The organism is Parabacteroides caecihominis (genome assembly GCF_023656785.1).
Lineage (GTDB): Bacteria > Bacteroidota > Bacteroidia > Bacteroidales > Tannerellaceae > Parabacteroides > Parabacteroides segnis.
The window spans coordinates 24672-51000 of record NZ_JAMOKS010000014.1 but is presented as its reverse complement, the minus strand read 5'-3'; the positions used below and the strand labels follow the sequence as shown (position 1 = coordinate 51000).

20 protein-coding genes and 1 pseudogene are annotated in these 26329 nt (G+C 47.8%); 4 read left to right on the top strand and 17 right to left on the bottom strand.

Annotated features, from left to right (window positions below; all coding sequences use genetic code 11):
* The first annotated feature begins 8 nt into the window (after positions 1–8).
* On the top strand, positions 9–1265 hold the full coding sequence (locus NBH14_RS13265) for an ABC transporter permease (protein ID WP_186959681.1): 1257 nt from the start codon (positions 9–11) through the stop codon (positions 1263–1265).
* Positions 1266–1377: 112 nt separating this feature from the next.
* On the opposite strand, the gene NBH14_RS13260 is transcribed toward NBH14_RS13265, so the two are convergent.
* Both NBH14_RS13260 and NBH14_RS13255 read right to left on the bottom strand, forming a co-directional pair.
* The gene (locus NBH14_RS13260; protein ID WP_186959682.1) at positions 1378–2295 is read right to left on the bottom strand and encodes a ThuA domain-containing protein; all 918 of its coding nucleotides are present in this window, start codon (positions 2293–2295) and stop codon (positions 1378–1380) included.
* A gap of 93 nt (positions 2296–2388) precedes the next feature.
* Positions 2389–3570, bottom strand: a complete 1182-nt coding sequence (locus NBH14_RS13255) for a DUF4934 domain-containing protein (RefSeq protein ID WP_186959684.1) — start codon at positions 3568–3570, stop codon at positions 2389–2391.
* A 207-nt stretch (positions 3571–3777) separates the two neighbouring features.
* On the opposite strand from NBH14_RS13255, the gene NBH14_RS13250 reads away from it, so the two are divergent.
* Both NBH14_RS13250 and NBH14_RS13245 read left to right on the top strand, forming a co-directional pair.
* Positions 3778–4503 (top strand): SDR family NAD(P)-dependent oxidoreductase, encoded by a 726-nt coding sequence (locus NBH14_RS13250; RefSeq protein ID WP_007657158.1) that lies wholly within the window; start codon positions 3778–3780, stop codon positions 4501–4503.
* Between the two features lie 122 nt (positions 4504–4625).
* Positions 4626–6278: an amino acid permease gene (locus NBH14_RS13245; protein ID WP_186959685.1), complete on the top strand. Its 1653-nt coding sequence runs from the start codon at positions 4626–4628 to the stop codon at positions 6276–6278.
* Positions 6279–6779: 501 nt separating this feature from the next.
* On the opposite strand, the gene NBH14_RS13240 is transcribed toward NBH14_RS13245, so the two are convergent.
* The 15 genes and pseudogenes from NBH14_RS13240 to NBH14_RS13170 form a co-directional block, all read right to left on the bottom strand.
* Positions 6780–7166, bottom strand: coding sequence for a GtrA family protein (locus tag NBH14_RS13240; RefSeq protein WP_186959686.1), 387 nt, complete (start codon positions 7164–7166; stop codon positions 6780–6782).
* A 165-nt stretch (positions 7167–7331) separates the two neighbouring features.
* Positions 7332–8054: a LytR/AlgR family response regulator transcription factor gene (locus NBH14_RS13235; RefSeq protein WP_186959687.1), complete on the bottom strand. Its 723-nt coding sequence runs from the start codon at positions 8052–8054 to the stop codon at positions 7332–7334.
* A 5-nt stretch (positions 8055–8059) separates the two neighbouring features.
* Positions 8060–9112 carry a sensor histidine kinase gene (locus tag NBH14_RS13230; RefSeq protein ID WP_250817507.1) on the bottom strand — a complete coding sequence of 351 codons (1053 nt, stop codon included), beginning with the start codon at positions 9110–9112 and terminating at the stop codon, positions 8060–8062.
* The gene (locus NBH14_RS13225; protein WP_186959690.1) at positions 9109–10197 is read right to left on the bottom strand and encodes a sensor histidine kinase; all 1089 of its coding nucleotides are present in this window, start codon (positions 10195–10197) and stop codon (positions 9109–9111) included. Before NBH14_RS13225 ends, NBH14_RS13230 begins: the two co-directional genes overlap by 4 nt.
* 54 nt (positions 10198–10251) lie before the next feature.
* Positions 10252–11157: a DUF6268 family outer membrane beta-barrel protein gene (locus NBH14_RS13220; protein ID WP_186959692.1), complete on the bottom strand. Its 906-nt coding sequence runs from the start codon at positions 11155–11157 to the stop codon at positions 10252–10254.
* A gap of 105 nt (positions 11158–11262) precedes the next feature.
* Positions 11263–12033, bottom strand: coding sequence for a LytR/AlgR family response regulator transcription factor (locus tag NBH14_RS13215; RefSeq protein WP_186959693.1), 771 nt, complete (start codon positions 12031–12033; stop codon positions 11263–11265).
* Positions 12030–13067 carry a sensor histidine kinase gene (locus tag NBH14_RS13210; protein ID WP_186959695.1) on the bottom strand — a complete coding sequence of 346 codons (1038 nt, stop codon included), beginning with the start codon at positions 13065–13067 and terminating at the stop codon, positions 12030–12032. The genes NBH14_RS13215 and NBH14_RS13210 overlap by 4 nt, the downstream gene beginning before the upstream one ends.
* 13 nt (positions 13068–13080) lie before the next feature.
* On the bottom strand, positions 13081–13974 hold the full coding sequence (locus NBH14_RS13205) for an efflux RND transporter periplasmic adaptor subunit (RefSeq protein WP_186959696.1): 894 nt from the start codon (positions 13972–13974) through the stop codon (positions 13081–13083).
* A 62-nt stretch (positions 13975–14036) separates the two neighbouring features.
* Positions 14037–18386, bottom strand: coding sequence for a CusA/CzcA family heavy metal efflux RND transporter (locus tag NBH14_RS13200; RefSeq protein ID WP_186959697.1), 4350 nt, complete (start codon positions 18384–18386; stop codon positions 14037–14039).
* Positions 18387–18654: 268 nt separating this feature from the next.
* Complete coding sequence (locus NBH14_RS13195; protein ID WP_186959698.1) at positions 18655–18837, bottom strand: hypothetical protein; 183 nt, start codon at positions 18835–18837, stop codon at positions 18655–18657.
* 172 nt (positions 18838–19009) lie between these two features.
* The gene (gene pgl, locus NBH14_RS13190; RefSeq protein WP_186959699.1) at positions 19010–19711 is read right to left on the bottom strand and encodes a 6-phosphogluconolactonase; all 702 of its coding nucleotides are present in this window, start codon (positions 19709–19711) and stop codon (positions 19010–19012) included.
* A 14-nt stretch (positions 19712–19725) separates the two neighbouring features.
* The gene (zwf, locus tag NBH14_RS13185; protein WP_128133984.1) at positions 19726–21195 is read right to left on the bottom strand and encodes a glucose-6-phosphate dehydrogenase; all 1470 of its coding nucleotides are present in this window, start codon (positions 21193–21195) and stop codon (positions 19726–19728) included.
* Positions 21196–21210: 15 nt separating this feature from the next.
* Positions 21211–22665: a decarboxylating NADP(+)-dependent phosphogluconate dehydrogenase gene (gnd, locus tag NBH14_RS13180; protein WP_186959700.1), complete on the bottom strand. Its 1455-nt coding sequence runs from the start codon at positions 22663–22665 to the stop codon at positions 21211–21213.
* A 23-nt stretch (positions 22666–22688) separates the two neighbouring features.
* Positions 22689–24068: an FAD-dependent oxidoreductase gene (locus NBH14_RS13175; protein ID WP_186959701.1), complete on the bottom strand. Its 1380-nt coding sequence runs from the start codon at positions 24066–24068 to the stop codon at positions 22689–22691.
* Positions 24069–24486: 418 nt separating this feature from the next.
* Positions 24487–24723: pseudogene (locus NBH14_RS13170) on the bottom strand (class I SAM-dependent methyltransferase); the annotation flags it as partial.
* Positions 24724–24992: 269 nt separating this feature from the next.
* Here NBH14_RS13170 and glyA point away from each other — a divergent pair.
* A complete protein-coding gene (gene glyA / locus NBH14_RS13165) occupies positions 24993–26273 on the top strand; it encodes a serine hydroxymethyltransferase (protein WP_122328979.1) in 1281 nt (426 codons plus the stop codon).
* The last annotated feature ends 56 nt before the right edge of the window (positions 26274–26329 follow it).

Here is a 26329-nt window from a genome sequence, read left to right as displayed (position 1 = left end):
CTAGAATCATGATACATCATCTTTTAAATCTTTTATGGAAACAACGCCGGCAAAATGCCTGGATTGCCGCTGAATTATTCCTGGTATTCATTTTATTATGGTATATTATGGACTACTTCATAACGATCGGATATGCAAATTCAATCAATAGCGCTTACGACATAAAAGACACTTACCAAGTACGGCTCACAACTGTGCCGCAAAGTAGTCCCAACTATATTCACCATGAAAACACGGAAGAGGCAGGTAGCCTATACCTATCTATTTTAGAACGTATCCGACAATATCCACAAGTAGAAGAAGTTTGCCTGACACAGAATAGTAGTCCTTATAACCCCAGTTATATGGATAACCAAATGGGAAAAGACAGTTCGAAAATAGTGCAGTTCCAATATTTACCGGTTACTCCTTCCTACTTCGATGTATTCAGAGTCCGCCCCTTGAACGAAGAAGACCGATCTTCTTTAAAAGATGCTTTGACCGAAAAGAACATTGTCATTTCCCGTAAACTGGCTGAAGAACTTTTCCCCGGAGAACAGGCTAAAGGACGTTCTATTTACATGAAGAATGACAATTCTTTTCGGATAGGAGGTGTTTGCGGGATATTAAAACGTGACGATTACAGCCGGGAAGAAAGAGCGGCTTACTTTCTGTTGCCTACTTCCTATTTCAAGGAATGGAATGAGCAACAACTCGCCTGGTCGTTAGAAATCAGTATACGGGTAAAACCCGGGCTCAACAAACAAAAATTCATAGAAGATTTCCAACGGGATATAAGGGAACAGATAAATGTCGGTAATTTCATACTTTCCAGAGTCGACTCTTACGACGACCTGAGAAACAGACTTTATCTGACAAACGGAGTGACAGATGCCATCCGTTACCGGATAGCCTTTATGGCATTCCTGATCTTCAATATATTCTTGGGAATCATCGGCACTTTCTGGTTCCGTAATGAGTACAGGAAATCTGAAATCGGCCTCCGCCTGGCTGTTGGCTCCACATGCCGCCAGATATTGCAAATGATGATCGGAGAAGGCTGGCTGTTATTAAGCCTGGTGGCTATCCCTGCCGCTATCATCTGCATCAATATTGCGAAAATGGAATTGATTGACACGAATGTTATGCCGGTCACTTTCTTCCGCGTCTTTGCCGGTTTGATATCGACTTATCTGCTCATGGCATTCTTTATCACACTGGGAGCCTGGTATCCGGCTTACCTCTCATCTAAAATTGCTCCGGCAGATACATTACGAGCTGAATAAACCTATTTTTCCTTCATAGAAGGATAGATAAAAAATCAAGGCTGCTCCGGTAAAAACCAGATGCAGCCTTGATTTCTTAATTGCTTTTCTTTCAAAAGAAAATAATATCTATTTATTTCTTTTCCTTATAATCCTTCCGGTAACTACTTTGTGTCTCAGTCGGGAAATCTTTGGGCACTTTCTGAGTTACCTTTCCGGTTGCTGCCCATTCTGCACCGCGCAGCAACAAGACCTGGAAGCCTGTACACTGCATAGCTGTATTATCTTCAACAGTAGCACCGGCATGTCCGAGCATGGTATGGAAGATACGGGCATTTCCGTAATCGACGGTAAAGATCAGCGGTTCTTCACGTCCTGAACCTCCAGTCTCTTTATCCGAATAAGCCGTATAAAGCAAGTCTCCGATATTACCCGGACCACGCATACGGTCGTATAGTTCATCCTGGGTGTGACGCCATTTCAATGGCAATCCTTTTACGATGGGGTGAACTTTATCGCGCCCGTTCAACACATATTCATGCTGTTTTCCATGCGAACCGCCCGGACCGGCAGAACTATCCTTGATTAGTTTGCCATCCTGCCAGTACACATAAGGACCGGAGTTTTCATTTCGTCCTTCCCATCCTCCCAGGGCACATATCTTATTAAATTCCGGCCACTTGGAGAAAGCGTTATCTGCCGCATGATAAACGATCACTCCCCCGCCATTTTGCACAAACTCCAGAAAACGCTTATTTGTTTCTTCCGGCCATGAATCACCGTTATAATCCAACACAACTAATTCATACGGAGCAAAATCAAGCACAAAACCGGACATATCCTGTCCTTGTGAAGGAGACACAGCGAAATCTACGGAGAAACGACCGGAGTTTTCCAGTATTTGCTTTAAGACAACATGGCTAACTTGCCAGTTATGATTGTTTTGCCCGGTAATCAACAACGTCTTGATAGGTTTGCGTGCGGATACCGAACATACACAGAAAAGGGAGAGCAACACAACCAATAGCTTTCCAAAAAATAAATGTTTCATGGTATAAATATGGTTTAAAGATTTGTTTCCACAAATATAGTAATTATTGTATAAATGCCAATAAGTAAGCAACTACCGGTACTAATATATTTATTACTTGAATTTAATAATCCTGATTACCGGATTATCGTCTTCGACAAGTGTCTTTGCAATCTTCATACCATTCCCGACCAAACGTTTTCCATGATAAGCCTCTATAACCGTTGATGCCTGAATCATTTCAGCGACCATATTCCGTGCGATATCAGGCGATGCATCCGGCGACCATCTTCCCTGACTCCAAGCCCTTGTATCATATTCTGTATCCAAAATCGGCGTCTTCTTTATTTCACCGGTTTTAAATTCATACATAAACGTTGGGATCGGTCCGCCTTTCAGTGATTTAAAATCCAATAAAAGCGTACCCATCAACATGAACTTATCAGTTGTTACTAAAGGTATCCATATATTCCGAGGTTCAGGAGCATGAGTCGATGGCTTGCGGGTTAATAAGGGTATTAATCCCTTATCCGGGGATAACCGAAACAATGTGTCGGATGAAATATCCGCAATCATTAGATCCGGACCGTAATGCATATTTTGTGAATAATAAATTCCAAAAGGTCTCCACATATTACCCTCCAATGATTGAGCTATTTTGTTTGTATATCTTTTTTCAAAATGAATGTCTAATACAGAAAGCTGGCTACCATCTTTTTTGGAGACAAGACGGTAAGGGGACTTTTTAGTCTTACTTTCACGACCAGGTTCAATTATTACACCTTCATAGATAAGTAGAGATTCATCGTCAAAATTGAAAATACTCATTTCATTATCAAATGTATTTATTTTCAATGTCCGTTTGTAGTCTCCCTTCAGAGAATAAACCTGAATGAATTGGGAACACACATAGATTTCTTCCTTCTTCTCATCTAAAATTGTACCGACATTAATCCATGTATATTCCCGCCCGCTCTGTCCTTTGTGATTGAAATGTGAATAGAGCTTTCCTGTTTTACGATCGAAAACAAATATATCACCCAATCGGGATTCATGGATAAGAATATATTTATCGGTAACAGCTGAAAGTACCGACGATCCACCCAACAAAATATCATCCGTTGTCTCCAAAGGCACATACTCTATTTCCGCCATATCCTGAAGGCGCAACTTCTTCTGAGGATAGTTTTTTGAGAAATCAAATACCGGTAAGTCGCCTGTCTTCGATTGGGAGCTTACGACCTGGCTTCCCATTATTAAAAGGGATACCAGTAAGATGAGATTGTTTATTTTCATGCTATTTTATTTATAGGACAATGAATCTCTTAAGCTGTAGCTAACACGGTGGCAAGGTATTAAGAATATATTGAATGAACAAGTAAAGAACAGTCTAAAAGATGGATGTGTGAAATATAGAATATCAATAAGTAAGAATCAAAGCGTTGAATTAATAAAGTTTTGCTTACATTTGTTCTTCTATTAGTCTTTAAATAAAAAGAAATCGTGAAAAGAATCGTTATCATCGGGGCGACTTCCGGCATCGGTTACGAAGTGGCAAAGATATATCGTCAACTGGGTTGGCGTGTTGGAGTGGCAGGACGCCGGCTGGAACGGCTGGAAGCATTCAGGGAACAGGCTCCCGAGCAGACAGAGATACAACAGCTCGACGTGACTGAGGTGGAAGCGGTAGACAAGCTCCACCTGCTAATCGATAAGCTGGGAGGCATGGACCTGTTCCTGCTCAGTACCGGTGTCGGCAATCAGAACCGGACTTTGAATCCGGACATTGAACTGGCTACCGTCAATACCAATGCAATCGGTTTCACCCGCATGGTCACTGCCGCTTACCATTATTTCAAGGAACAGGGATGCGGACACCTGGCCGTCATCAGTTCCATTGCCGGAACCAAAGGCTTGGGAGTGGCACCCTCCTATTCCGCCACCAAACGTTTCCAGAATACTTATATCGACGCACTGGCACAGTTGGCCAGGATGGAAAAGCTACCGATAACTTTTACCGATATACGTCCGGGGTTCGTGAAAACGGCTTTGCTAAAAAATGATAACTATCCGCTGCTGATGCGTCCGGAACGGGTAGCACAACGGATTGTAAGGGCTTTGAAACGAAAGAAACGGACAGTCATTATCGACTGGCGGTATGTCACACTGGTATTCTTCTGGAAGCTGATTCCCGATTACATCTGGGAACGATTGTCCATTCATAACTGAATTTGTATATTTTTCCTGTAATCCCTACCTTTGCGGCCGATTATTGAAATACTGTGAGGCTGCATCGGGTTCGCTATGACAAAAGAGGCTTTTGACGCAGCCACACCTAAACAAACAGAAGAATGGGATTATTTATAAAGAAACCGTTAGGCGCTTTACAGGCGGAGGCTAACGAGTCGGGTAGTAAAACGCTGAAACGGGTATTAGGCCCCTGGAGTCTGGTCGCACTGGGTGTAGGGGTTATCATCGGTGCCGGATTATTCTCTATCACCGGAACCGTTGCTGCCGGATATACCGGTCCTGCCATTACCTTATCATTTGCCATTGCTGCATTAGGCTGTTGTTTTGCCGGATTATGCTATGCCGAATTTGCATCCATGATACCGGTTGCCGGAAGTGCCTATACCTATTCATATGCTACGATGGGAGAACTGATTGCCTGGATTATCGGCTGGGATTTGGTACTTGAATATACCGTAGCCGCAACAACAGTCAGTATCAGTTGGAGCCGGTATCTGGTCGTATTCCTCGAAGGGTTGGGTATCCATCTGCCACATACGTTGACAGCATGTCCCTGGGACGGAGGGATAGTCAATATACCCGCTTTTCTTATTGTCGTACTGATGAGTATTTTCCTGATACGGGGGACGGAAGGGAGTTCGATTTTCAACGGGATAATTGTCTTCCTCAAAGTTTCGGTCGTATTGGTATTTGTCGCTTTAGGATGGAAATATATCAATACGGAGAATTATGTTCCTTATATTCCGGCGAATACCGGGACGTTAGGTGAATACGGTTTCTCCGGTGTGCTTCGCGGGGCAGCAATCGTTTTCTTCGCTTTCCTTGGATTCGATGCCGTATCGACTGCCGCACAGGAAGCTAAAAACCCGAAACGGGATATGCCGATCGGGATTCTTGTTTCCCTGCTGGTTTGTACTATCCTTTATATGCTTTTCGCCCATGTGATGACCGGAGTGGCACATTACAGCCAGTTCAACGGACAGGAAGGGATTGCACCTGTTGCCGTAGCTATTTCACATATGGGACATGCGGATGCCGCCGGGGTCATCCAACCGGATTATCCCTGGCTGAATAAGGCAATCGTACTGGCTATCCTGTTTGGTTACTGTTCAGTGATTATGGTTACGTTGCTCGGACAAAGCCGCGTATTCCTGAGCATGAGCCGCGACGGGTTATTGCCTCCGTTCTTTTCGCATATCAATGAGAAATTCCGAACTCCGGCACGCAGCAACCTGCTTTTCATGTTGCTGGTCGGATTGCTGGCGGCCTTCGTACCTGCCCGGGTAGCCGGGGAGATGACGAGTATAGGGACTTTGTTTGCCTTTACACTGGTTTGTGCAGGCGTATTAGTGGTAAGGAAAACGATGCCGGACGTGCAACGTGCTTTTAAAACGCCGTTCGTTCCGCTTGTACCGGTTCTCGGAATCGTGACTTGTCTCTGCATGATGCTTTTCCTTCCGGCCGACACATGGATTCGTTTAATACTTTGGATGCTGATCGGACTGGATATTTATGCCTGTTACGGTATCAAACATAGTAAACTGGAATATATGCAACAACATCGCAAAGGGCAGCTTTCGCTGAACATGATAGGTATCGCCCTCTCCGTCCTCTGCGTTATCACCGGGTTGTGGCACCAGCAAACAGTGGGTTGGGATGAAAGCAAGGTTTTGCTAATCATCTCTTTTGTATTCGCATTCACACACCTGCCCTTTTATATGGTACGGATTTGGAAGAATACGACACAAGCATAATGCCAATATGGTCATGAGGATAGACAGGTTCAATTATTATCAGATTCGAGTCATAGCATTTGTTTCTATATGGCACGCAGATGACGCAGATTGGACCATATAGAAACTTTATACACTCTTTTCAAATTATTGCTTTCAGCTTTCAGTTGCCGGGAGAGAATATTTTTCAATATATACGGCTGAAGGGATAGAATTGTAAAAAAATGTATACGGAAATTCCGGATAAAGTAACTTCCGGCAAAACATAGGACTTTTGTCTTCAAAGCATATATGTTTTGTCTTCAAAAGTCCTGACTTAACATTTCAAAACACCTATGCTTTTTGGAGCGGATAACTACCCGCAGACAAACAAATAACTATCGGTTGGCAAACGGGTGCCTATCTGTCGGGATCAAAATCTGGAATGTGGCACCCTTCAGTTGGATTCCTTATTTTTCAAGGATTATATATTCCTGAAGCCTGAAGGATAAAGTTTGAATAGTGTCACTACCGGATAAGAAATCATTGTTTTCTAGTAAAAGTCAACCGTTTATTCATCGTGAAATTGACGGCGCCATATACGAATAACCCCAGGAACTGCGCCAGGTATTCATTCATATCACCTATCTCAACCATCAACAGCAGGGAGAGAAACTGTAAACCGTAAGCACAACCGAAAGCGACAAGGAAAAGAGGCACCTCACGTTCAAACTTCCCATTCCGGGAGGAGAATATCCAGTATTTGCTCCAAAAAAAGTTATTAACCAACGCAGCAACATAACCGGCAATGTTCGACCAAAGGTAATTACACCCGACCCCCTTCATCAACACCCAAATAACCAGGGCGGTAATAAGAGCATTCAGGGTCCCCACTATGATAAAACGGAATATCCGTACTGATTCTTTCATATCAATCTCCCACAAACTTATCCTGCCTAATCCTTCGACTCGCGTTCCCTGGCTGTGTATAATCCATAACTCTTAATGGAAAAGGCAGCGGCTATTTTAGGCATCTTTTGTTCACTTTATTTATTTTCCAACGACAAATATACGGGATTTTCAAAAGAACAGTACTCAATCCGCCGGATTATTCTTCATAAAAAACTTCTCAAAGAACGCATCCCGATAACTATTCCCTATCGATATTTCATACTTTCCAATAAAGACATCATTGTTGTCAAACGAGGCTATATGATTGGAGTTCACGATATAAGACTTGTTCGTTCGCAGAAAAACATCTTTCGGAAGCATCTCATGAATCGACTTCAGATTCATCTTCGTCACAATCCGCTGTTCGGGAGTCTGTATCACGACATAATCCTTCAACCCCTCGATGAAAAGGATATTTTCCAGCTGTATCCTGAAATAGCGCCGTTCCGCTTTCACAAAGATATGATTGGCGGAAACAGACTCCACCCGGTTCTTGCTGTTGTCGGTTTTCAGCAGGGAATGATAGGTATGTGCTTTCTGTACCGCCCGTTTGAAACGTTCGATTTCAATCGGTTTCACCAGATAATCTATCGCATCCACCTCATAGCTATCGAGGGCATACTCCGCATAAGCCGTCACAAAGATGACAAGCGTATCCGACGGAATCATCCGGGCAAACTCCAGTCCGTTCACCCCCGGCATCTTGATATCCAGAAACACCAGGTCCACCGGACTCGCCTGCATAAACTTCCCGGCAGACACGGCATCTCCGAAACTTCCGCACAAAGACAACACCGGCGTATCCTGTATCAACAACTGGATTGCCTTACGACCTAGCGGTTCATCATCTACAATGATACAATTCATACTAATCAGTTTTTTAGTTTTAAACGAAGATTGACCGTATATGTTATATCCGTCTCATTTATTTGCAAAGAACAATCCGTATCATACAGAAGTTGCAGGCGGCGGCTGATATTGGCAAGACCTATCCCCCCGTCGACAGGCTTCTCTTTCTGTTCGGCCGGCTTCGAATTGATACAGATAAAGATAAGCTGCTCCTCTTCCGTTTTGAAATAGAGGTGCACATACGACAGTTTCCTGTTATCGTTATTATGTTTCACGGCATTCTCCACAAAAGGGATGAACAATAAAGGCGGAACGGTTATATGCGCTGTTTCCCCTTCCGTAGAGATAATGAAATCGAAATTATCACGCCGTATCTTCTCCATATTGAGATAATCGGTCAGGAAACGGATATCGTCCGCCAGATAAACCGTTTCGGAAGTACTGTCTTTCAGTTGATACTTCAACAGGTCTTTCAACTTGGACAGGACATGAACCGCCTCCACCGGATTCTCCCTAATCAACACATTCGCGTTATTCAGCATATTGAACAGGAAATGCGGGTTTATCTGATTCTTCAACTGTTCCAGTTCCGACTGCATCGTCGCATTCTCCAGTTCATCGATGCGCTGGCCGTATTTCACGTAATCCTGGAAAACAATCACCGCCGATGCACCCGCAATAATCAAGCTCAACTGGATGATGGAAGAGATAAAAAAGAAGGCTGCCAGCCAAAACTGATACAATTTATACTCTCTTTCGATATCTTCCTGCCGCAGCAGATAAGAAAATAAAAGAGCCACAGCGATAACCAAAAACACGGAGATAACATACTTCCCCAGCTTATTCTTCAGCAGTAAACGCGGGGTCAATATAAATACGCTCAAATAAATAGGTATAAGTAGTATCAAACTCTGTGCAATACTACTTCTTATCAAATACTCCTTCCCCTCTATCAAATCCAGATAAAAATTCACGGATATGATCAGCATACTGAGAAAGAACAGCAGGAAATGCCTGAAAACCCTGTAACGGGAATCAATCAGCAAACGCAGCAGAAAACCGGATGCATTTATCATAACCTGATACATAAATTCGTTTTACAAAGGGCCCCGTCATCCACCGCCTCCAACTTATAAGAGTCTTTGAACAGCAAATCGAGGCGGTGCTTCACATCTTCCAGACCTTCGTTATGCTCTTTCTGCCCGTCCGGCAGTCCCGGAGCAAAACAGATACAGGAGAAAAACAACTCCCGCTCCCCTGCCCGGAAACAGAAATGAATATCCATCCGGGACTCTTCCGACGACAGCTGCTTTATATAATGAATGGCAAAAGGAATAAACAATAAAGGCGGCACCAGTTTACGGCTGATCTCCCCCTCCTTCGTCACGGTAAAGCTCAGGTTCGCATACTTCATCCTGGTCAGTTCCAGGAAACGCTCGATAAACGATATCTCGGAAATAAGCAGCACCTTCTCCCGCTTCCCGTCGTACAACTGGTAGCGGAGCAGCCTGCTCAACTCCATCAACACCTTCGATGCCTGTTCGGGGTTATCGAAGGTCTGTCTACCTGCCTCATCGAGCATATTAAAAAGGAACTCCGGGTTTATCTGGTCTTTCAGAGATTCCAGTTCAGTTTTCAGGTTCACCTTCTCCAGTTCGTTCTTCCGCTGGTAGAATCCCATCCAATGACGAAGCAGGATGGTGATGGAAGTGCCGGCAATCAGCAACCCGTACAGGAAAAAGTTACTTACAATCTCAATTGCCATTATCCGGTTCTTATAGAAAAAGGAATAATACCCCGGCTCCTGCCCGGAATACCGGTTCAGCCAGTAATCGCTCCCGAAAGAGACTACAATCATAACCAGAATAAGCAGGGACACGATAATGATATACAACACATACCGGTTTTTCAACAGCAATCCGGGCAACAGGACATACATGTGCAGATAAATCCCTCCGAGATAAAACGCCAGCAACAGCAGGCTAACATACCCAATCATACCGCCCACCTCATCCAGAAAACCGGCGCAAGTCAGATAAGGCATATTGAACGCCACAAAAGTAAAGAACAGTACCAGCAGCAAATGCCTCCCGAACCTGTACTTCGGAGCTATCAGAAAATCAATCAAAAAGCTGTTATAGGTTCCTTCCGACTTCGGCATAATAGGGGTTTAATTATTTCACAAATAAAGAACAAAGATACACATATCCTCCACTCAAAAGCCATATTTGATGGCTATACTCGTATAAAAAGCAGGGGAGAAATGCGGGTCACACTCCCTGTCCATCGACTTGAACATCGCTTTCAGCGTGCGGTCATCATAAAAGGCCGCCCGGTAAGCGGACAAGCCAACCGTTATCGAAACGGACAGCGACTTCGTGATAGTCAGTTCCGGTTGCAACCCGGTCGTAATATACTGCTGGGTGAATATCTTATCCTTGCCGTCATGCTCCACGAAAGCAAGCATACCGTTCATCGAACTGACCAGCTTCAGCCGAAGCAATTTATGCAACTGCATCCCGCCCGATATCTCCACTCCGTCCATCATCGAGACATTCACCATATAACGCCCCTCTAGCCGCCAGTCCACAAAAAGAGCCGGAAAAACCATCGGATAACCGAAACTGGTATTCAGCGCAACTCCCATCCCCAAATCCAGATTATCGCGCAGATGCCAGATAGCCGCCGCCATCCCCACCCCCATCACATGGTCCCAACGGGCATAGGCAAGGCTGCCGGTATTCATAAAAAGCCCCACCCCGGCACTTGCCAGAAGCGACCACCTCTTACTCAACGGACGGATATACGAAACAGCCAGCTGCACATTGAAGATTTGCGACTCCATATACTCCGACAAGTCCTTGTTATCCATCGAAGCATAGGAAGCGCCCAGACCGACCATCCAGGCCGTCGGGTGGTTGTTTTCGTCCATTTTCATGGATACGGGAATATTCACACCTCCCTGAATCACCTTCATATCCCCTTTGCCGCCCACCTTTTTGTTATCGGCATCCCGGAATCCGGACGAACCGATATATTCAGTCTTCAGCCAGACCTGTGCGCTTGTTTCCTGACATATAAAAACTCCCCCCAACATCAACCACAACCATACTGTTTTCATATCATGCTTCTTTTTATTATTGAACTTGAAGCAAAACTAGACAAACAGCCGATGCCCGGATATTTTAGTAGACGAAGCAGCAGTAATAATAGACCAAACGGGGTTTCAGGTATATTTCCCGGTAAACCAGTCCTTGAACTCCCCAACCCGCGCCTTGCTTACCAGGATTTTCTCTTGCACAGGGACTTTCAGGTTCACAGACAGGCGTCCGTTAAACCAGAGGTCGATGTCGGATACGGCTTTCCGGGAGATAAGATACTGGCGGTTCACACGGAAGAAAATATCCGGGTTCAGGCAGTCGGACAACTCATCGAGCGTCTGCGTAAAAGTATATTCCCGCCCATCGGTAACGACCGCTTTCACAAGCCCGTCGTTGATATAGAAAAACAAAATCATATCTACCGATAGCGGAAGCAGCTTGTCCCCCTTTACCGGAACCAGGAAATGCGTCTTGTAGCTTTCCTGCCGTTTCAGCACATGAACCAGGCGGCTATAATCAAATTCCTTTGAAGGCACCTCCGAACGCAGTTGTTCCAGTTTGCCAATCGCCTTCCGTATGTCGCTCCCGCCAATCGGCTTGAGCAGATAATCGATGCTGTTCACTTTGAAGGCACGCAGGGCATACTCATCGTAGGCCGTCGTGAAAATGATCGGACAGGAGATATCCACATGTTCAAAAATCTCGAAGGCGGAGCCGTCCGCCAAATGAATATCGAGGAATATCAGGTCGGGCATCGCATTGGCACAGAACCAGTCTATACTTTCTGCAATACTATCCAATACGGCCACAACCCCGATATGCGGGGCCGCCTCCGAAAGCAGAGCCGTCAGATTGCGGACGGCCGCTTTTTCATCTTCTATGATAAGTGCATTCATATCAATGGAATAGTTACGATAAATGTATTGTTCTCTTCGCGCACCTCGATTTCTTCCTTAAAGAGCAGGTTGTAACGTTTCGCCAGGTTTGCCAGACCGATTTGTAAGCCTCCGCTGGCTGTAAGCTTACGCTGGACGGGATTGCTGACCGTCAGCCGGTTTCCTTCGGTAAAGACCCGGATTACCAATGGATGACGATTGCTAATCTCATTATGCTTGACGGCGTTTTCAATCAGCAGCTGGACGGACATAGGGGGAAGCTGGCACGCCCCGGCGGCTTCGTCTATCCGGATATCAAACTCCAGGTTATCTTCATAGCGCATCTTCAGCAAAAAGATATAGGCGGAGACAAACTCCATCTCCTCCCGTAAGGTGACGCTTTGGGATTCATTCTCCTGCAAGGTGTAACGAAGCACCCGCGACAGTTCCTGCAAATAATCCTGTGCCTTATCGGGCGTTTCGCGGATTAGCGAGCGCAGGGTATTCAGCGAGTTGAACAGCATATGCGGGTTCAGTTGGTTCTTCAGGGCTTCGTACTGGTTCACCAGGTTCTCCGTGCGTAGCTGCTGGTTCTCGACCAACACCTGCTGGCTTTTGCGAAGCAGGTGAATCATATAACAACTACCCGTCACGATACAGGTAATGATAAAATCGCGCAACGGATGCAGGTAATGGTGCACCATCGCATCAATCGCCGGAATGTCGAAATGATGGTGAAGGAAGACGAAAACCTTCCCCAGCAGATTGCTCATCAACCAGGTCAGGACGAAAGACAGCACCATCTTTCCCCACGTGATACGTGCCGCCGGACGGTTGAACCGGAAGAGGAACGTATTCAGGGCAAAGAGAATCAGCAGCGAAATAAAAGTAAAAAACACTTCATTGGCAACATCGGCCATCCGCATTCCGGGGAAAAGATTGTTCTCCCCGGAATGGTCGAACAGGGATATCAGTTCCGGGAAATGGGTCAGGAACGCCACCACCACGGAAATGACGACAACAGCCAATACATATTTATCTATATTTACTTTCATATTGCAAATATACTTATTTCTTTTCTACACGCGCCGTCACATACATGCCGGGACGAAAACGTTCGTGGTTTCCTTTCACCCGTGCATAGATTTCGAGGGAGCGGTTTACGGCATCGACCTCCTGGCCGACAGACAGCAGTGTAGCATCGAACGTCTGCTTTCCCATGCCGTTCACGCGGAACTGGATGCGGCTGCCCGGGGTAAGGTCATCGAGGTCTTTCTCGTAAGCGGTCAGGCAAAGGAGGGTTTCGCCTTTGTCGATTACCTCGCAGACAGGTTCGCCGGCATTGATATATTTACCCAGGTTCAAGGTCATTCCGGTCACGTAACCGTTCAGCGGGGATTTTACTTCCAGGTAAGGACGGATACCGTCTTTGAGCAGGTCGCCGGGCATAACTCCGAGTATCGTAAGTTGTGCAGCGGCAGCTTCCAGGCGGCTTTTCATCGAAAGGTAATCGGCTTTGCTCTGCTGGAAACGTTTCTGGGAGGCTGCTTCCTGCGAACTCAGACGCTCCTGGCGGTGGTATTCGGCTTCGAGATATTCCGTTTGGGCATGAGCCTCCAGGTAACTTTGCTGCAACAGGATGAAATCTGGGTTTTCGAGGGTGGCGAGAACGGTACCTTTCTTTACATAATCGCCCGGAAGCAGGGGCGTTGAATGGACGGTCCCTCCCATCGTCAAGGTGACAGTGGCATGGCGTTGGGGAGGCACAATCATGGTTCCGTTGAAGGAAGAATGATTCGGCATAGCGGTCGCCGAAGTGACGGCGTCGACACGGATAGTATCGGCGGCAACCACTGCCGGTTCGACAGGAGGTGCAACCGGTTCCGGGGTCTGTTCTTTTTCGGTTGTCGTATTGCAGGCTGTCAATAACACGACTGCGGCAGATATTAATATCGTTTTCATTTCGTATATCTTTATTGTATTAGTTATTATTTTTTCTGAAACTGTATCTGAATGTAATTTCATCAACGCGTATAAAGCTCCAATTCCAGTGCAGAGATATTATAATTATAGACCGCTTCAATATATCCTCTCCTAATCTCGCGGGCACTGTTCAGGCTTTGGACGAACTGCATAATATCCGTTTCGCTCTCCTTGAATTGTATTTGCGCACTCTTCAGCAGGGCATCCGCTTCCGGGAGCGCACCGGTCGTATAATAACGGATATTTTCTCCCTGTTGGCGGAGCATGGCTTGCAACTCATCGACCTTGTTGTTCAGCTGGCGGGCACTCGCTTCCGCTTCCGTCCGGGCAATACCGGCATCTATCCTCGCCTGCTTCGAACGGCTTTGCTGCGGGAAGAACAAAAGCGGGAAGGAAACACCGACCATCCACGAATTCAACCCGTTCAGCGGTGAAATCTTCTGGCGGATATAACCGACCGAAAGTTCGGGGAAGAAACGGCTACGCTCCACGTCCAACAGTGCCTTCTTCTCGTCTGCCAGGCTCCGGAAATAATTCAGATGCGCTTCCGACGGCGCCGCCTCTCCGGTCACACCCGGAAGCAACGCCAGCGTACTGTCGGCCGGAACAACCGGACTGTCGGCATAACACACCCAGGTGAAACGGCGGACTGCCAGTTGAAGCTCTTCTTCCGCCTGCATCAGCCGGGTACGCAGGTCGGCAGCCAGCGTCGTTGCCATATTCCGCTCCAGCAAAGTGATATCGCCCTGCTCGTAACGGAGTTTTCCCGCCTCCTGCAAACGAACTGCCAGTTCGCTCTCTTCGCGGTAAAGGGAACAAAGGTTTGCCGCATACTGATAATAAGCCCAGGCACGTTTCACCTCCGCCGTTATCTCTTTGCGTACCATGTCGCGATAATATTCGCCCGTTGCCACCTGCTTGCTGACCAGGGCGTTTTTATAGAAAGGAGTCAAAAGGTTGCCCAACGACTGGGTGACTTCCAGCTGGTTGTCACTGCGTATCTCACCATTGATTTGCCCCCAGGAATAGGAGAAGGAAGTCGCTCCCGGGTCCCAGGCCTCTCCCCTAGCAGCCCGCGAACGGTCTATCGCCGCCGAGGCCGTCTTCAAACGGGGATGGTTCTTCATGGCAAGGGCAAGAGCCTCGTCCAGCGTAACGGTTGCCGGGACTGCGTCGGGAACTGCTACCCCCTCCGCCCATACCGCCGGTGACAGGACAGCCAGCAGCAGAACCAGGGTGGCAACCTTCGTCCCCCTCCTTTTCCTGAACTTCTTCCACATCAGCGGAAACGAATTAACCATCCGGTAGAAGACCGGAATAATCAGCAGAGTAAGGACGGTCGAAACAATCAACCCGCCAATCACGACAGTCGCCAGCGGACGTTGCACCTCCGCACCTGCCGATCTGGCAATCGCCATCGGGACAAATCCCAGCGAAGCCACCAGCCCCGTCAGGAATACCGGGCGCAACAAATGCGGGCATCCCCGGGCAATAATCCGGTTCGTACTCATTGTATATCTGTTTCTTTTACGTAAGTCATTGAAATGATTAATCATCAGGATACCATTCAGCACCGCCACCCCGAACAGGGCTATAAAGCCGACCCCGGCAGAAATACTGAAAGGCAACCCACGCAGCCAAAGCGCCACAATCCCCCCTATCAGCGACAAGGGCACGGTCGAAAAGACCACCAACGTATAAGTCACACTCTTGAAAGCGAAGAACAGCAGCAGCAAAATCAGCGCCAGCGCAACAGGAATCACGACCAACAAGGTATTGATGGCATTTTGCAGGTTCTCAAACTGCCCGCCGTATTCGAAATAATAACCGGGCTTCAGCTTGATATTCTTCTCCAGCGTGTCCTGTATCTGCGAAACGACCTGCTGTATATCGGCATCGCGCACATTCACCCCAATTACGATACGACGTTTGGTCGCATCCCTGTTAATCTGCAAAGGGCCGTTCACCAGCTCGATACTCGCCACCTCGCTGACGGGTATCTGGATACCCTCCGCCGTGCGGACAAACAACTTGTCGAGGTTAAGGTCCGATACTTTATCGTTATCCAGCCGCAACACAAGGTCGAAGCGGCGTTCGTTCTCAAAAATCACGCCAGCCGCCTCCCCGGCATAGGCCGTGCGGATAATCGTATTCAACTCCTCTATATTCATACCGTAACGGGCAATCTTGCCGCGGTTGTACCTGACCACCAGTTGCGGAAGCCCCATCGCCTGCTCCACAATCACGTCGGCGGCACCGGGCACCTGCTCCACATAAGTCGCCACCTCTTTCGCCCGGGTGTAGAGTTCCTCCATGTCTTCGCCATACAGCTTGATGGCGATGTCCGCCTTGGCACCCGTCATCAACTCGTTAAACCGGAGCTGTATCGGCTGGCTGAAATTGAACTCCGCTCCCTCGACCGTCTCCAGTGCCTTCTTCATCTTCTCCACCATCTCGGCACGGCTGGAAGCCGACGTCCATTCCTTGAACGGCTTCATGATTATCATCACATCGGCATCTTCCACCGCCATCGGGTCGGTAGGCACCTCCGCCGTCCCTATCTTGGCAACGACATGTTTGATTTCAGGGAACTGCTCCATCAGTGTCTTCTGTGCCCGGCTGGAAAGTTCGATACTCTGCGTCAGCGAACTTCCGGCGGGAAGCGTCATCTGCATCGCAAAGTCGCCTTCATCAAGCGTCGGGATAAACTCCGCGCCCAACCGGGTAAACAGCAGCAACGAAGCCGCCAACAACGCAAAAGCGGAACCGACCGTCGCCCAGGCATGATGCAGGCAGAAACGCAGGCCGCGTTTATAAAACACATTCAGCTTATCGAAAAAACGGTCGGCAAAGGTCGGCTTTGCAGAGATAGTCCGTTTCAAAAAGAGCGAAGCCATCATCGGCACATAGGTAAGCGAGAGAATCAGCGCACCGATAATACAGAAGACCAGCGTCTTCGCCATCGGCGTGAAATATTTGCCTTCAATCCCCGTCAGTGTCAGGATAGGAAAGAACACAATCAGGATAATCAAAACGGCAAAAGTCGCACTGCGCACCACGCCGCTCGCCCCGGCTTCCACTTCCCGGTCCAGTTCAGCCTGCGTGAGTGTCCGCCCGGCAAGCCGTTTCGTATAGATATGCGCCAGTATCCCTTCAAGGATAACAATCGAGCCGTCCACCACGATACCGAAGTCAATCGCCCCCAGGCTCATCAGGTTGGCCGACACGCCGAAAACACGCATCAGGATGAAACCGAACAGCATTGCCAGCGGAATAACCGAAGCGACAATCAACCCGGCACGCACATTCCCCAGAAAGACGATCAACACCAGGAAGACTATCAGTGCCCCTTCAATCAGGTTGCGCACCACGGTCGAGATATTCCGGTTCACCAGCTCTGAACGGTTCAGGTAAGGTTCGACACTGACGCCTTCGGGAAGCATTTTCTGCACTTTCTCCACACGGGCTTCCAGTTCCTTCGTCACCACATTGGCGTTCGCCCCTTTCAGCATCATGGCAATGCCGCCCACACATTCGCCTTCGCCGTCTTTGGTCATCGCACCGAAACGTTTCGGCGCACCGAAGCGTACCGTGCCGACATCGCTGATATGGATAGGAATGCCTCCGCGGTTCGTAATCACGATGCGTTCGATGTCTTTCGCGTCGCTTATCATACCTTCCGAACGGATATAGTAAGCGCGGTTCGCCTTCTCGATATAACTTCCGCCGGTATTCTGGTTGTTGCTGCTCAGGGCGGAATAGACGTCGCCGATGGTAATATTCAGCGAATAGAGCGCATCCGGGTCGACCGCCACCTCATATTGTTTCAGATAGCCGCCGAAACTGTTAATCTCCACAATCCCCGGAATCCCCGAAAGCTGCCGCTTCACAATCCAGTCCTGAATCGTGCGCAATTCCATGGCATCGTAGCGGTCCTCATAGCCGGGGGCGACCTTCAGCACATACTGATAGATTTCACCCAGCCCGGTCGTTATCGGCATCAGTTCCGGCATGCCCAGTTCGACGGGAATCTCTCCGGCAACGGTTTGTATCTGTTCATTGATCAGCTGCCGCGCATCCAGTGTCGGGACACTCTCCTTAAACACCACCGTCACGAGCGACAGCCCGAAACGCGACACGGAGCGTATCTCTTCCACATTCATAATATTACTCATGGCAATCTCTATCGGGAAAGTAATCAACTGCTCCACCTCCTGCGGGGCAAGCGTCGGCGAGACGGTCACAATCTGCACCTGGTTGTTCGTAATATCGGGAACGGCGTCGATAGGCAACGTCAGCATGGCATAAATCCCCCCGATTAGCAGGAAGAGGGTCGTCAACCCGACAAACAGTTTTTTGCGAATCGAAAAATGTACTATGGCTTTAAACATCACTTTGTAATTTAAAATAACATTACAAAGCTAGCGGTCGCAAAAGAAGTAACCTATAAGAAAAGAATGAAGCTGACAGAATAGGAAGTGAAATGTACGAATCAGCTTTTAAACGGAAAAGGGAGAAAGGGCGTAAAGATAAAAATCCGGGAAAAGTCAGAGCCGCATATCTTCGCGTAAAGGGTCATACATGCGTTGTAAAAGGGGGTACATGTGTTTGGTCTGAAGACTAACAGGCTCCTGTGCGCGACTTTTCCCGGAATCTTTTTTAGGGGACATCATTCTTTTCATTGAAGTCGTCTGCCTCCTGGTTGCCGCCTTCAATGGTTTCCGTGACGTCTTTCACGTCGCCCGATGTATAGCTATCAGACAGGACAGAGGCATCCGAAGACATTCCTTCGTCGGTCAGTTCGGCACTCTCATCCCACAATGTTTTCATTATCTTTGTCATAACCATTGATTTTATTTTGTTAATACATTAATCTAACAAGACTGCCGCGCAAAAGGTTGAAGAAGGAAAGAAGTTTCTGAGAAATAAATGGCTTATTTCTCACAGAATCCTTTAGATACCGCCCGGTCCAATACGAACCGGCCGGTATTTGCACAAACACATTGACTTATCATTACAGCGTCGTATACACTATCGAATCCACCGCATGCGACAGGATATAAGCTGCCGGCGTTGCATTCGTTATGGAATACCCCTTCTTCAATTCCTCTATTGTATCCGCTTTACCTTTGCCCAATACAGGGACCAGCAACGGCGAACCGTTCAGGATAAGCGGGCCCGTCATCGTGATGCGGAACTGTCCCGTTTCCGGATGCTGCGATACCGCATAATTGCGGCTGTCGGTCAACAAGGGAAGATTGTCGGGGAAGATAGACGCCGTATGCGAATCTCCTCCTATCCCCAAGATGATACAATCGAAATAGGGAAACTGGCCGTGACGCGGCAAATACTCCTTCACAATACGCGAATAACGCATAGCCTCCGTCCCCGGTTCCCCTTCACCATGAATCCGGTGGATATGCTCGCGGGGAATGTGGAGCGGTTCGAACAACAGCTTGTTCGCATGACCAAAATTACTTTCCGTATCTGTCGGCGAAACGCAACGTTCGTCCACCCAGAAGAAACGCATGTTGTTCCAGTCTATCTTATCTTTATATTCGTCCGCCCACAAGGCAAACATCTGTTTGGCCGTTTCACCACCCGACAAAGCCAGGTTGAACGGTTCATCATCCTCTTTACGGGCCATATAATCCATCAACTGGCGAGTCAATGCCCGTAACGCATCTTTGTTGTCTTTGTAATTCTCTATTTTCATATGCTTCATTATTATCAGCCGCATGATTCGCAGGGAGCTCCCATCGAATCTGCGCCTAGCATCATTCTTTCTATCGGACCATTCTGTCCCGGCTCATAGAAGAAGAGATTCTTCGAACCCTCTTCCTTCCAATGATGCAGGATAGGGTCTATAAAACGCCAGCTTGCCTCCAACGCATCGCTGCGGGCATACAAGGTAGAATCTCCCAGCATAGCATCCAGCAACAAACGCTCGTAAGCATCCGGCAGGTGAGTTTTTGAAAGCGAGTCGTAACGGAATTCCATTCCGACTTGTTTCACGGTGAATCCGGCTCCCGGCATCTTCAGTCCGAAACGCAACGTGATGCTTTCGTCCGGCTGGATGCGGATAACCAGCTTATTGCATGAACTGCCCGAACATTGCCCGGCAAAAAGCTGATGCGGTGTCGATTTGAAATGGATGACAATCTCCGACGACTTCTCCGGCAACTTCTTACCCGTAAAGAAATAGAACGGGACACCGCTCCAACGCCAATTGTCAATGAAGAACTTCATGCCGACATACGTTTCGGTATTCGAATCGGGTGCGACATTCTTCTCCTCGCGATAACCGTCGTACTGGCCGCGGACCACCCATTCATTCATCTCACGAATCGTATAGGGACGGATAGCACGGAACACCTTCACAATCTCATCGCGAATCGGCTCCGGGTCGAACACGGCCGGAGATTCCATCGCCGCAAACGCCATCAATTGCATCAGGTGGTTCTGAACCATATCACGCAGGGCACCTGCCCCGTCATAATATTTGCCGCGATTTTCCACACCCAGCGTTTCGGAGGCGCTTATCTCGACCGAATCCACATAATTCCGATTCCAAAGGGGTTCAAAAATACCGTTGGAGAAACGGAGTACCAGGATATTCTGCACCGTCTCTTTTCCCAGATAATGGTCGATACGGTAAATCTCCTCCTCTTCGAAAATACGGCAGAGATGCTTGTTCAGTTCCTGGGCCGTCTCGAGGCTTGTGCCGAACGGCTTCTCCACAATCACGCGGCGCCATCCGTCTTCCGTCTCAGCCACATTCATGCCGTTTTCCTGAAGATACTTCGGTACCAACTCGTACATCAGCGGCGGAGTGGCCAGGTAATAGATAATCCTGTCCGGAATATTCTCCTGCTGCTGCAACGAATGGATACGGTCTTTCAGTTTTACATATTCGGCGGAGTTGGTTGAATCGAATGCCAGGTAGAACAGAATCCGGAGGAATTTATCCAGTTCTGCGCTGTTTGTTTCCTTATTTCCCCTTGCTTCCAGGATGTGTTTACGCTGTTCGGCACGGAACTCTTCGTCCGTGTATCCCGTACGGGCCGCACCCAATATAGCGAAATGTTCGGGTAACATATCGCCAATGAACAATTCAAAAAGTGCCGGAAGCAACTTGCGGCCTGTCAGGTCGCCCGATGCTCCGAAAATAACCAGGAGTTGACTGTCTGCTCTTTTCATCATCAAGTTCCTCCTTTATACTGTATAAGTTCCGGAAACTGTGTTACCGCCTTCGCCCGTCCAGTTGGTGTGGAAGAAAATACCGGGGTCACGGTCTACTCTTTCATAGGTATGCGCACCGAAATAGTCACGCTGTGCCTGAATCAGGTTGGCTGCCGAATTGAGTGTGCGCAAGCCGTCGAAATAACTCAGGGCCGAACTCATGGCTGGCAAGGCTACGCCACTCAGGGCGCCTTCTGCAACCACCTTGCGCCAGGAAGGCAAAGCGGCCTGTATCTTGATGCGGAAGAAGTCGTCGAACAGGAGGTTCGGCAACTCCGGAGCCTTCTTGTACGCATCCGTAATCTTCTGCAAGAATACGGAACGGATGATGCAGCCTTTACGCCATATCTGTGCAATCGTGCCGAAGTCGAGCTCCCATCCGTAACGTTCGGAAGCGCGGAGAATCAAAGAAAAACCTTGTGCATAAGAAATCAGCTTCGCAGCATACAAGGCCTGGCGAATCTCTTCCACATACAGGTTTTCACCCAGTTCGACAGGTTCGGGATATAAGTTGGAAGCCTCTCCGCGTTCAGATATCAGGGTCGATAGCATACGGGCATAAACGGCCTCGGTAATCAAGGTCAGCGGGTCGTTCTCGTCCATCGCAGCGATGGCACTCCATTTGCCGGTTCCTTTCTGGCTGGCAACGTCCAGGATTTTGTCCAGCAACGGTTTGCCGTCTTCGTCGCGGAAGCGGAGGATATTCTTTGTTATCTCAATCAGGAAACTGTCCAGTTCCCCTTTGTTCCATTCTTCAAAGACGACAGCCATTTCGTCATTATCCAGCCCTTTACGGTTCTTCAGCAAAGAATAGGCTTCGGAGATTAACTGCATGTCGCCATACTCAATCCCGTTATGCACCATCTTCACGAAATGTCCGGCACCGCCTGCGCCTATCCATTGGCAACAGGGAGTCCCGTCGTCGAGCTTAGCTGCAATACCTTGCAATATGTCCTTCACAATAGGCCATGCTTCGGGAGAACCTCCGGGCATCACGGACGGGCCGTGCAGGGCACCTTCTTCTCCGCCTGAAATACCGGAACCGACAAAATAAAGACCTTTTGCCTCCACTTCCTTCACACGGCGTTCCGTATCGTGGAAATCGGAATTACCACCGTCAATAATCACATCGCCGGGCGACATGTGGGGCAGCAGTTGTTCAATCATCTCATCGACCGGAGCGCCTGCCTTAATCATCATCATGATGACACGCGGACGCTTAACGGCTTCCACCAGTTCTTCGATAGAATGGGCCGGGATAAAATTCTTCCCCTTGCCGCGGCCGTTCACAAAACGGTCCACCACCCCTTCCTCACCGGGGAAACTACGGTTATATACAGCAACGGTAAAACCTTTGCTTTCCATGTTCAGAGCCAGGTTCTCACCCATAACGGCGAGACCTATCAGTCCGATATCTGCTTTTTTCATGTTCTGTTCTATTTTATATTTCGTTATTTTATCAATGCAAACAAATCGTTCAACGATTCACTCATCGAAGGATGCGTATAAATACTATCCCTCAGGAATGTGTAATCTTTTCCCGCCCGTATAGCCAGCGAGACGGTATTGATAACCTCCGTCGATTCGGCGCAGAACAGGGTACAACCCAGTATCTCGCCTGTTTCCGTATCGACAATCGCTTTCAGCAGGCCATCCGTCTGCTCGAAAGTACGTGTTCGCGGGAATGCAGCCGCCGGAATCCGTGCGATACTTATCTTTCTTCCCGAACGCAGGGCCTCTTCTTCTCCCATACCGATACGCGACAAAGGCGGGTCGATGAAAACGGAGTAAGCCACAGCTACACGGTCATCTCTCGTACGGCGTCCGCTACCGAACAGTTCATCCTTTATCACCCGGTAATCGTCCAGGGAGATGTAAGTGAACTGGAGTCCGCCTGTCACATCGCCCATGGCCCATATATCGGGCACGTTCGTATGCAGGTGTTCGTCTACCACGATTGCACCACGGTCGGAAACCTGTATGCCTGCGGCTTCCGTATTCAGGTCCGTCGTGTTCGGACGTCGGCCGGTTGCCAGCAAAACGGCGTCGGCGGGAAGTTGCCGGAGCTCTCCTCCCACATTCTCTTTATATGTTATAACAGCTTCGGCGCCATTGTGTTCAATCGACTGCACCAAAGCGTTCAGATGAATAGTAATTCCTTTCTTTTCCAATACTGTTTTTACCGCCTCGGCGATATCGCGGTCTTCACGGGCAATAAACTTGTCGCCCCCTTCGAGCACGGTTACTTCGGAACCGAAGCCGGCAAACATGGAGGCAAACTCAAGGCCGATGTAACCACCGCCTACAATCACCAGCCGGCGCGGTAGCTTATCCAGTTCCATGATAGAAGTACTGGTATAAACATACGGATTACCTTCCAGTCCCTTGATTGACGGAATAATGGTGGAAGCGCCCGTATTGATGAATATCTTTTCGCCCTCCAGGAGAAGGGTTTCATTGCCTGCTTTCACTTCTATTTCATGAGGAGAACGAAAAGAAGCGATACCGGTATAGACCGTGACGGTGTCTTTCGAATCGAGGTTATCGAAATTCTTTTTGCGTAAAAAGGCAGTCAGTTCCCTTTTTCCGGCAATAGCATTCCGGAATTCCTCTGCGTATTGCTCAAAAGAAGAGGGTTTCCTGTACTGAGTTACTTTCGACATGTGTACCAGCCTTTTTGTCGGGATACAACCTATATTGATACAAGTTCCGCCATACATACCAGCCGAACGTTCAATAATGGCCACGTTCCAGCCTCTTGTTCCCAACTCTGCGGCCAAAGTCTTGCCGGCCTTACCAAACCCAATGATTATCGCATCATACTTTTTCATCTTTCGTTTCTCCTCTTTTAAGTTAGTTATTAACAGAACATTCGTTTTAACCTAATTGTTCGTAATATTTATCTATATTCCAATATTTATTATCTATCAGCCTCCCCGCTTAAAACGCAAAGGATGACAATACAAAAGTAGAGAAAGCCAGTAGTTAAGGGAATGGTCATTTTTCCTATTGAGTTGGCAATTTGTCATTCACTGGGGAGCAAAATTCCGGACATGCCGAAACGGCTTCAGTTTCCTAAGCAGGAAACGCGAGTTTCTTCCGCAGGAAACTGGAGTTCCCCAGGCAGGAAATTACAGTTTCCTATGCAGGGAACTGGAGTTTCCCAAACACGAAACTACGAGGAAACTGTAATCAACTGAGCAATAACACACTAGTATAAAATTGAGAATAGTAAGAAAACAGGTTCTATTACCTCTTGACAGCCGAAATAAGGAGCATCATCGGCCTGCGTAATTCATCCCGCATACCGGGAATGATATCCAGTAAGGCAGGGTCGGGTTCCGGCTCTATCAATCCGGTTATTTCAAAGCCCGACTTAATCAATCCATTTACATAAGTAGTCAATGTCTTATGATACTTCACCACCTCTTCACCCAAAAAGACAGCACGGCGTTTTCCTTCCGTAAAATAACGGTCGACCATCCACAGAACGCGACATCCGGCAATAGCGGCTGAAGAACTCTTCGTCATCATATTTATTCTCTTTCATACCTTAAACTCTTAGTTTTAACAGAAATATTTCCACAAATACGGAGAACGGCAAAGATAGGCATAAAAACAGCCTCTTTCCCTCCCCTCTCTATTTATATTTTGATAACAATTAGACTATATATACAGAAATTTATCGTAAATTTGCGACGATTCTCTCATTTTGATAAGCAGAGAACTCATTGCAATAACCAATTTTACATGTAATGAAACAAGACAAGATCATTTTCGACATCATTGAAAAAGAACATCAGCGCCAGTTGAAAGGCATCGAGCTGATTGCTTCTGAAAACTTTGTGAGCGACCAGGTGATGCAAGCCATGGGAAGCTGCCTGACCAACAAATACGCCGAAGGTTATCCCGGCAAGCGTTATTATGGTGGTTGCGAGGTAGTAGACCAGAGCGAAACGATTGCTATCGAACGGCTGAAACAAATCTTCAATGCTGAATGGGCAAATGTCCAGCCTCACTCGGGAGCACAGGCAAATGCAGCCGTATTCCTGGCAGTTCTTAACCCAGGGGATACATTCCTCGGTTTGAATCTGGCACATGGCGGCCACCTTTCTCATGGTTCTCCCGTAAATAGTTCAGGTATCCTATATAAAGCAACAGAATATAACGTAAAAGAAGAAACCGGACGCGTCGATTACGACCAGATGGAAGAAGTTGCACTGCGCGAAAAACCGAAATTGATTGTCGGTGGCGGTTCAGCTTATTCACGTGAATGGGATTACAAACGTATGCGTGAAATCGCCGACAAAGTAGGCGCCCTGTTGATGATAGACATGGCTCACCCTGCCGGTCTGATTGCAGCCGGTTTGCTGAACAACCCGTTGGAATATGCACATATTGTAACTTCTACGACTCATAAAACGCTACGTGGTCCGCGCGGAGGTATCATCCTGTTAGGCAAAGACTTCGAAAACCCATGGGGAAAGAAGACTCCGAAAGGCGAGATCAAAAAGATGTCGCAGTTACTCGATTCAGCCGTATTCCCGGGAATCCAGGGAGGTCCGCTGGAACATGTGATTGCTGCTAAAGCCGTTTCTTTCGGCGAAGCACTGGAACCGGAATACAAAACATACCAGGCTCAGGTGAAGGCAAATGCGGCTGCTATGGCTAAAGCTTTTATCGATAAGGGGTATAAAATTATTTCCGATGGTACGGACAATCACAGTATGCTGATCGACCTGCGTAAGAAATTCCCTGAACTGACCGGTAAAGTTGCTGAAAAAGCATTGGTTGCTGCCGACATCACTGTCAATAAGAACATGGTTCCGTTCGACAGCCGTTCAGCATTCCAGACTTCAGGTATCCGTGTCGGTACTCCGGCTATCACAACCCGTGGTGCCAAAGAACCGCTGATGGCTGAAATCGTTGAATTAATCGACACTGTTCTTTCTGCTCCCGAATGTGATAAGACAATCACCGCTGTTCGCGAAAAAGTAAACAGCATCATGAAAGAATATCCAATCTTCGCATGGTAAAATACCTTGTATAGGGCCGGCACTAAACCGCCGTCCCTATACATTATATTATATAT

Bases quoted from the DNA above. Each gene is read 5' to 3' on its own strand.
- gnd (WP_186959700.1), bottom strand. From the start codon at position 22,665: ATGAAAAAAGCAGATATCGGACTGATAGGTCTCGCCGTTATGGGTGAG.
- NBH14_RS13260 (WP_186959682.1), bottom strand. From the start codon at position 2,295: ATGAAACATTTATTTTTTGGAAAGCTATTGGTTGTGTTGCTCTCCCTT.
- NBH14_RS13240 (WP_186959686.1), bottom strand. From the start codon at position 7,166: ATGAAAGAATCAGTACGGATATTCCGTTTTATCATAGTGGGGACCCTG.
- NBH14_RS13200 (WP_186959697.1), bottom strand. From the start codon at position 18,386: ATGTTTAAAGCCATAGTACATTTTTCGATTCGCAAAAAACTGTTTGTC.
- NBH14_RS13195 (WP_186959698.1), bottom strand. From the start codon at position 18,837: ATGACAAAGATAATGAAAACATTGTGGGATGAGAGTGCCGAACTGACC.
- NBH14_RS13255 (WP_186959684.1), bottom strand. From the start codon at position 3,570: ATGAAAATAAACAATCTCATCTTACTGGTATCCCTTTTAATAATGGGA.
- glyA (WP_122328979.1), top strand. From the start codon at position 24,993: ATGAAACAAGACAAGATCATTTTCGACATCATTGAAAAAGAACATCAG.
- NBH14_RS13210 (WP_186959695.1), bottom strand. From the start codon at position 13,067: ATGAAAGTAAATATAGATAAATATGTATTGGCTGTTGTCGTCATTTCC.
- zwf (WP_128133984.1), bottom strand. From the start codon at position 21,195: ATGAAAAGAGCAGACAGTCAACTCCTGGTTATTTTCGGAGCATCGGGC.
- pgl (WP_186959699.1), bottom strand. From the start codon at position 19,711: ATGAAAATAGAGAATTACAAAGACAACAAAGATGCGTTACGGGCATTG.
- NBH14_RS13230 (WP_250817507.1), bottom strand. From the start codon at position 9,112: ATGATAAATGCATCCGGTTTTCTGCTGCGTTTGCTGATTGATTCCCGT.
- NBH14_RS13220 (WP_186959692.1), bottom strand. From the start codon at position 11,157: ATGAAAACAGTATGGTTGTGGTTGATGTTGGGGGGAGTTTTTATATGT.
- NBH14_RS13265 (WP_186959681.1), top strand. From the start codon at position 9: ATGATACATCATCTTTTAAATCTTTTATGGAAACAACGCCGGCAAAAT.
- NBH14_RS13215 (WP_186959693.1), bottom strand. From the start codon at position 12,033: ATGAATGCACTTATCATAGAAGATGAAAAAGCGGCCGTCCGCAATCTG.
- NBH14_RS13205 (WP_186959696.1), bottom strand. From the start codon at position 13,974: ATGAAAACGATATTAATATCTGCCGCAGTCGTGTTATTGACAGCCTGC.
- NBH14_RS13175 (WP_186959701.1), bottom strand. From the start codon at position 24,068: ATGAAAAAGTATGATGCGATAATCATTGGGTTTGGTAAGGCCGGCAAG.
- NBH14_RS13235 (WP_186959687.1), bottom strand. From the start codon at position 8,054: ATGAATTGTATCATTGTAGATGATGAACCGCTAGGTCGTAAGGCAATC.
- NBH14_RS13245 (WP_186959685.1), top strand. From the start codon at position 4,626: ATGGGATTATTTATAAAGAAACCGTTAGGCGCTTTACAGGCGGAGGCT.
- NBH14_RS13225 (WP_186959690.1), bottom strand. From the start codon at position 10,197: ATGCCGAAGTCGGAAGGAACCTATAACAGCTTTTTGATTGATTTTCTG.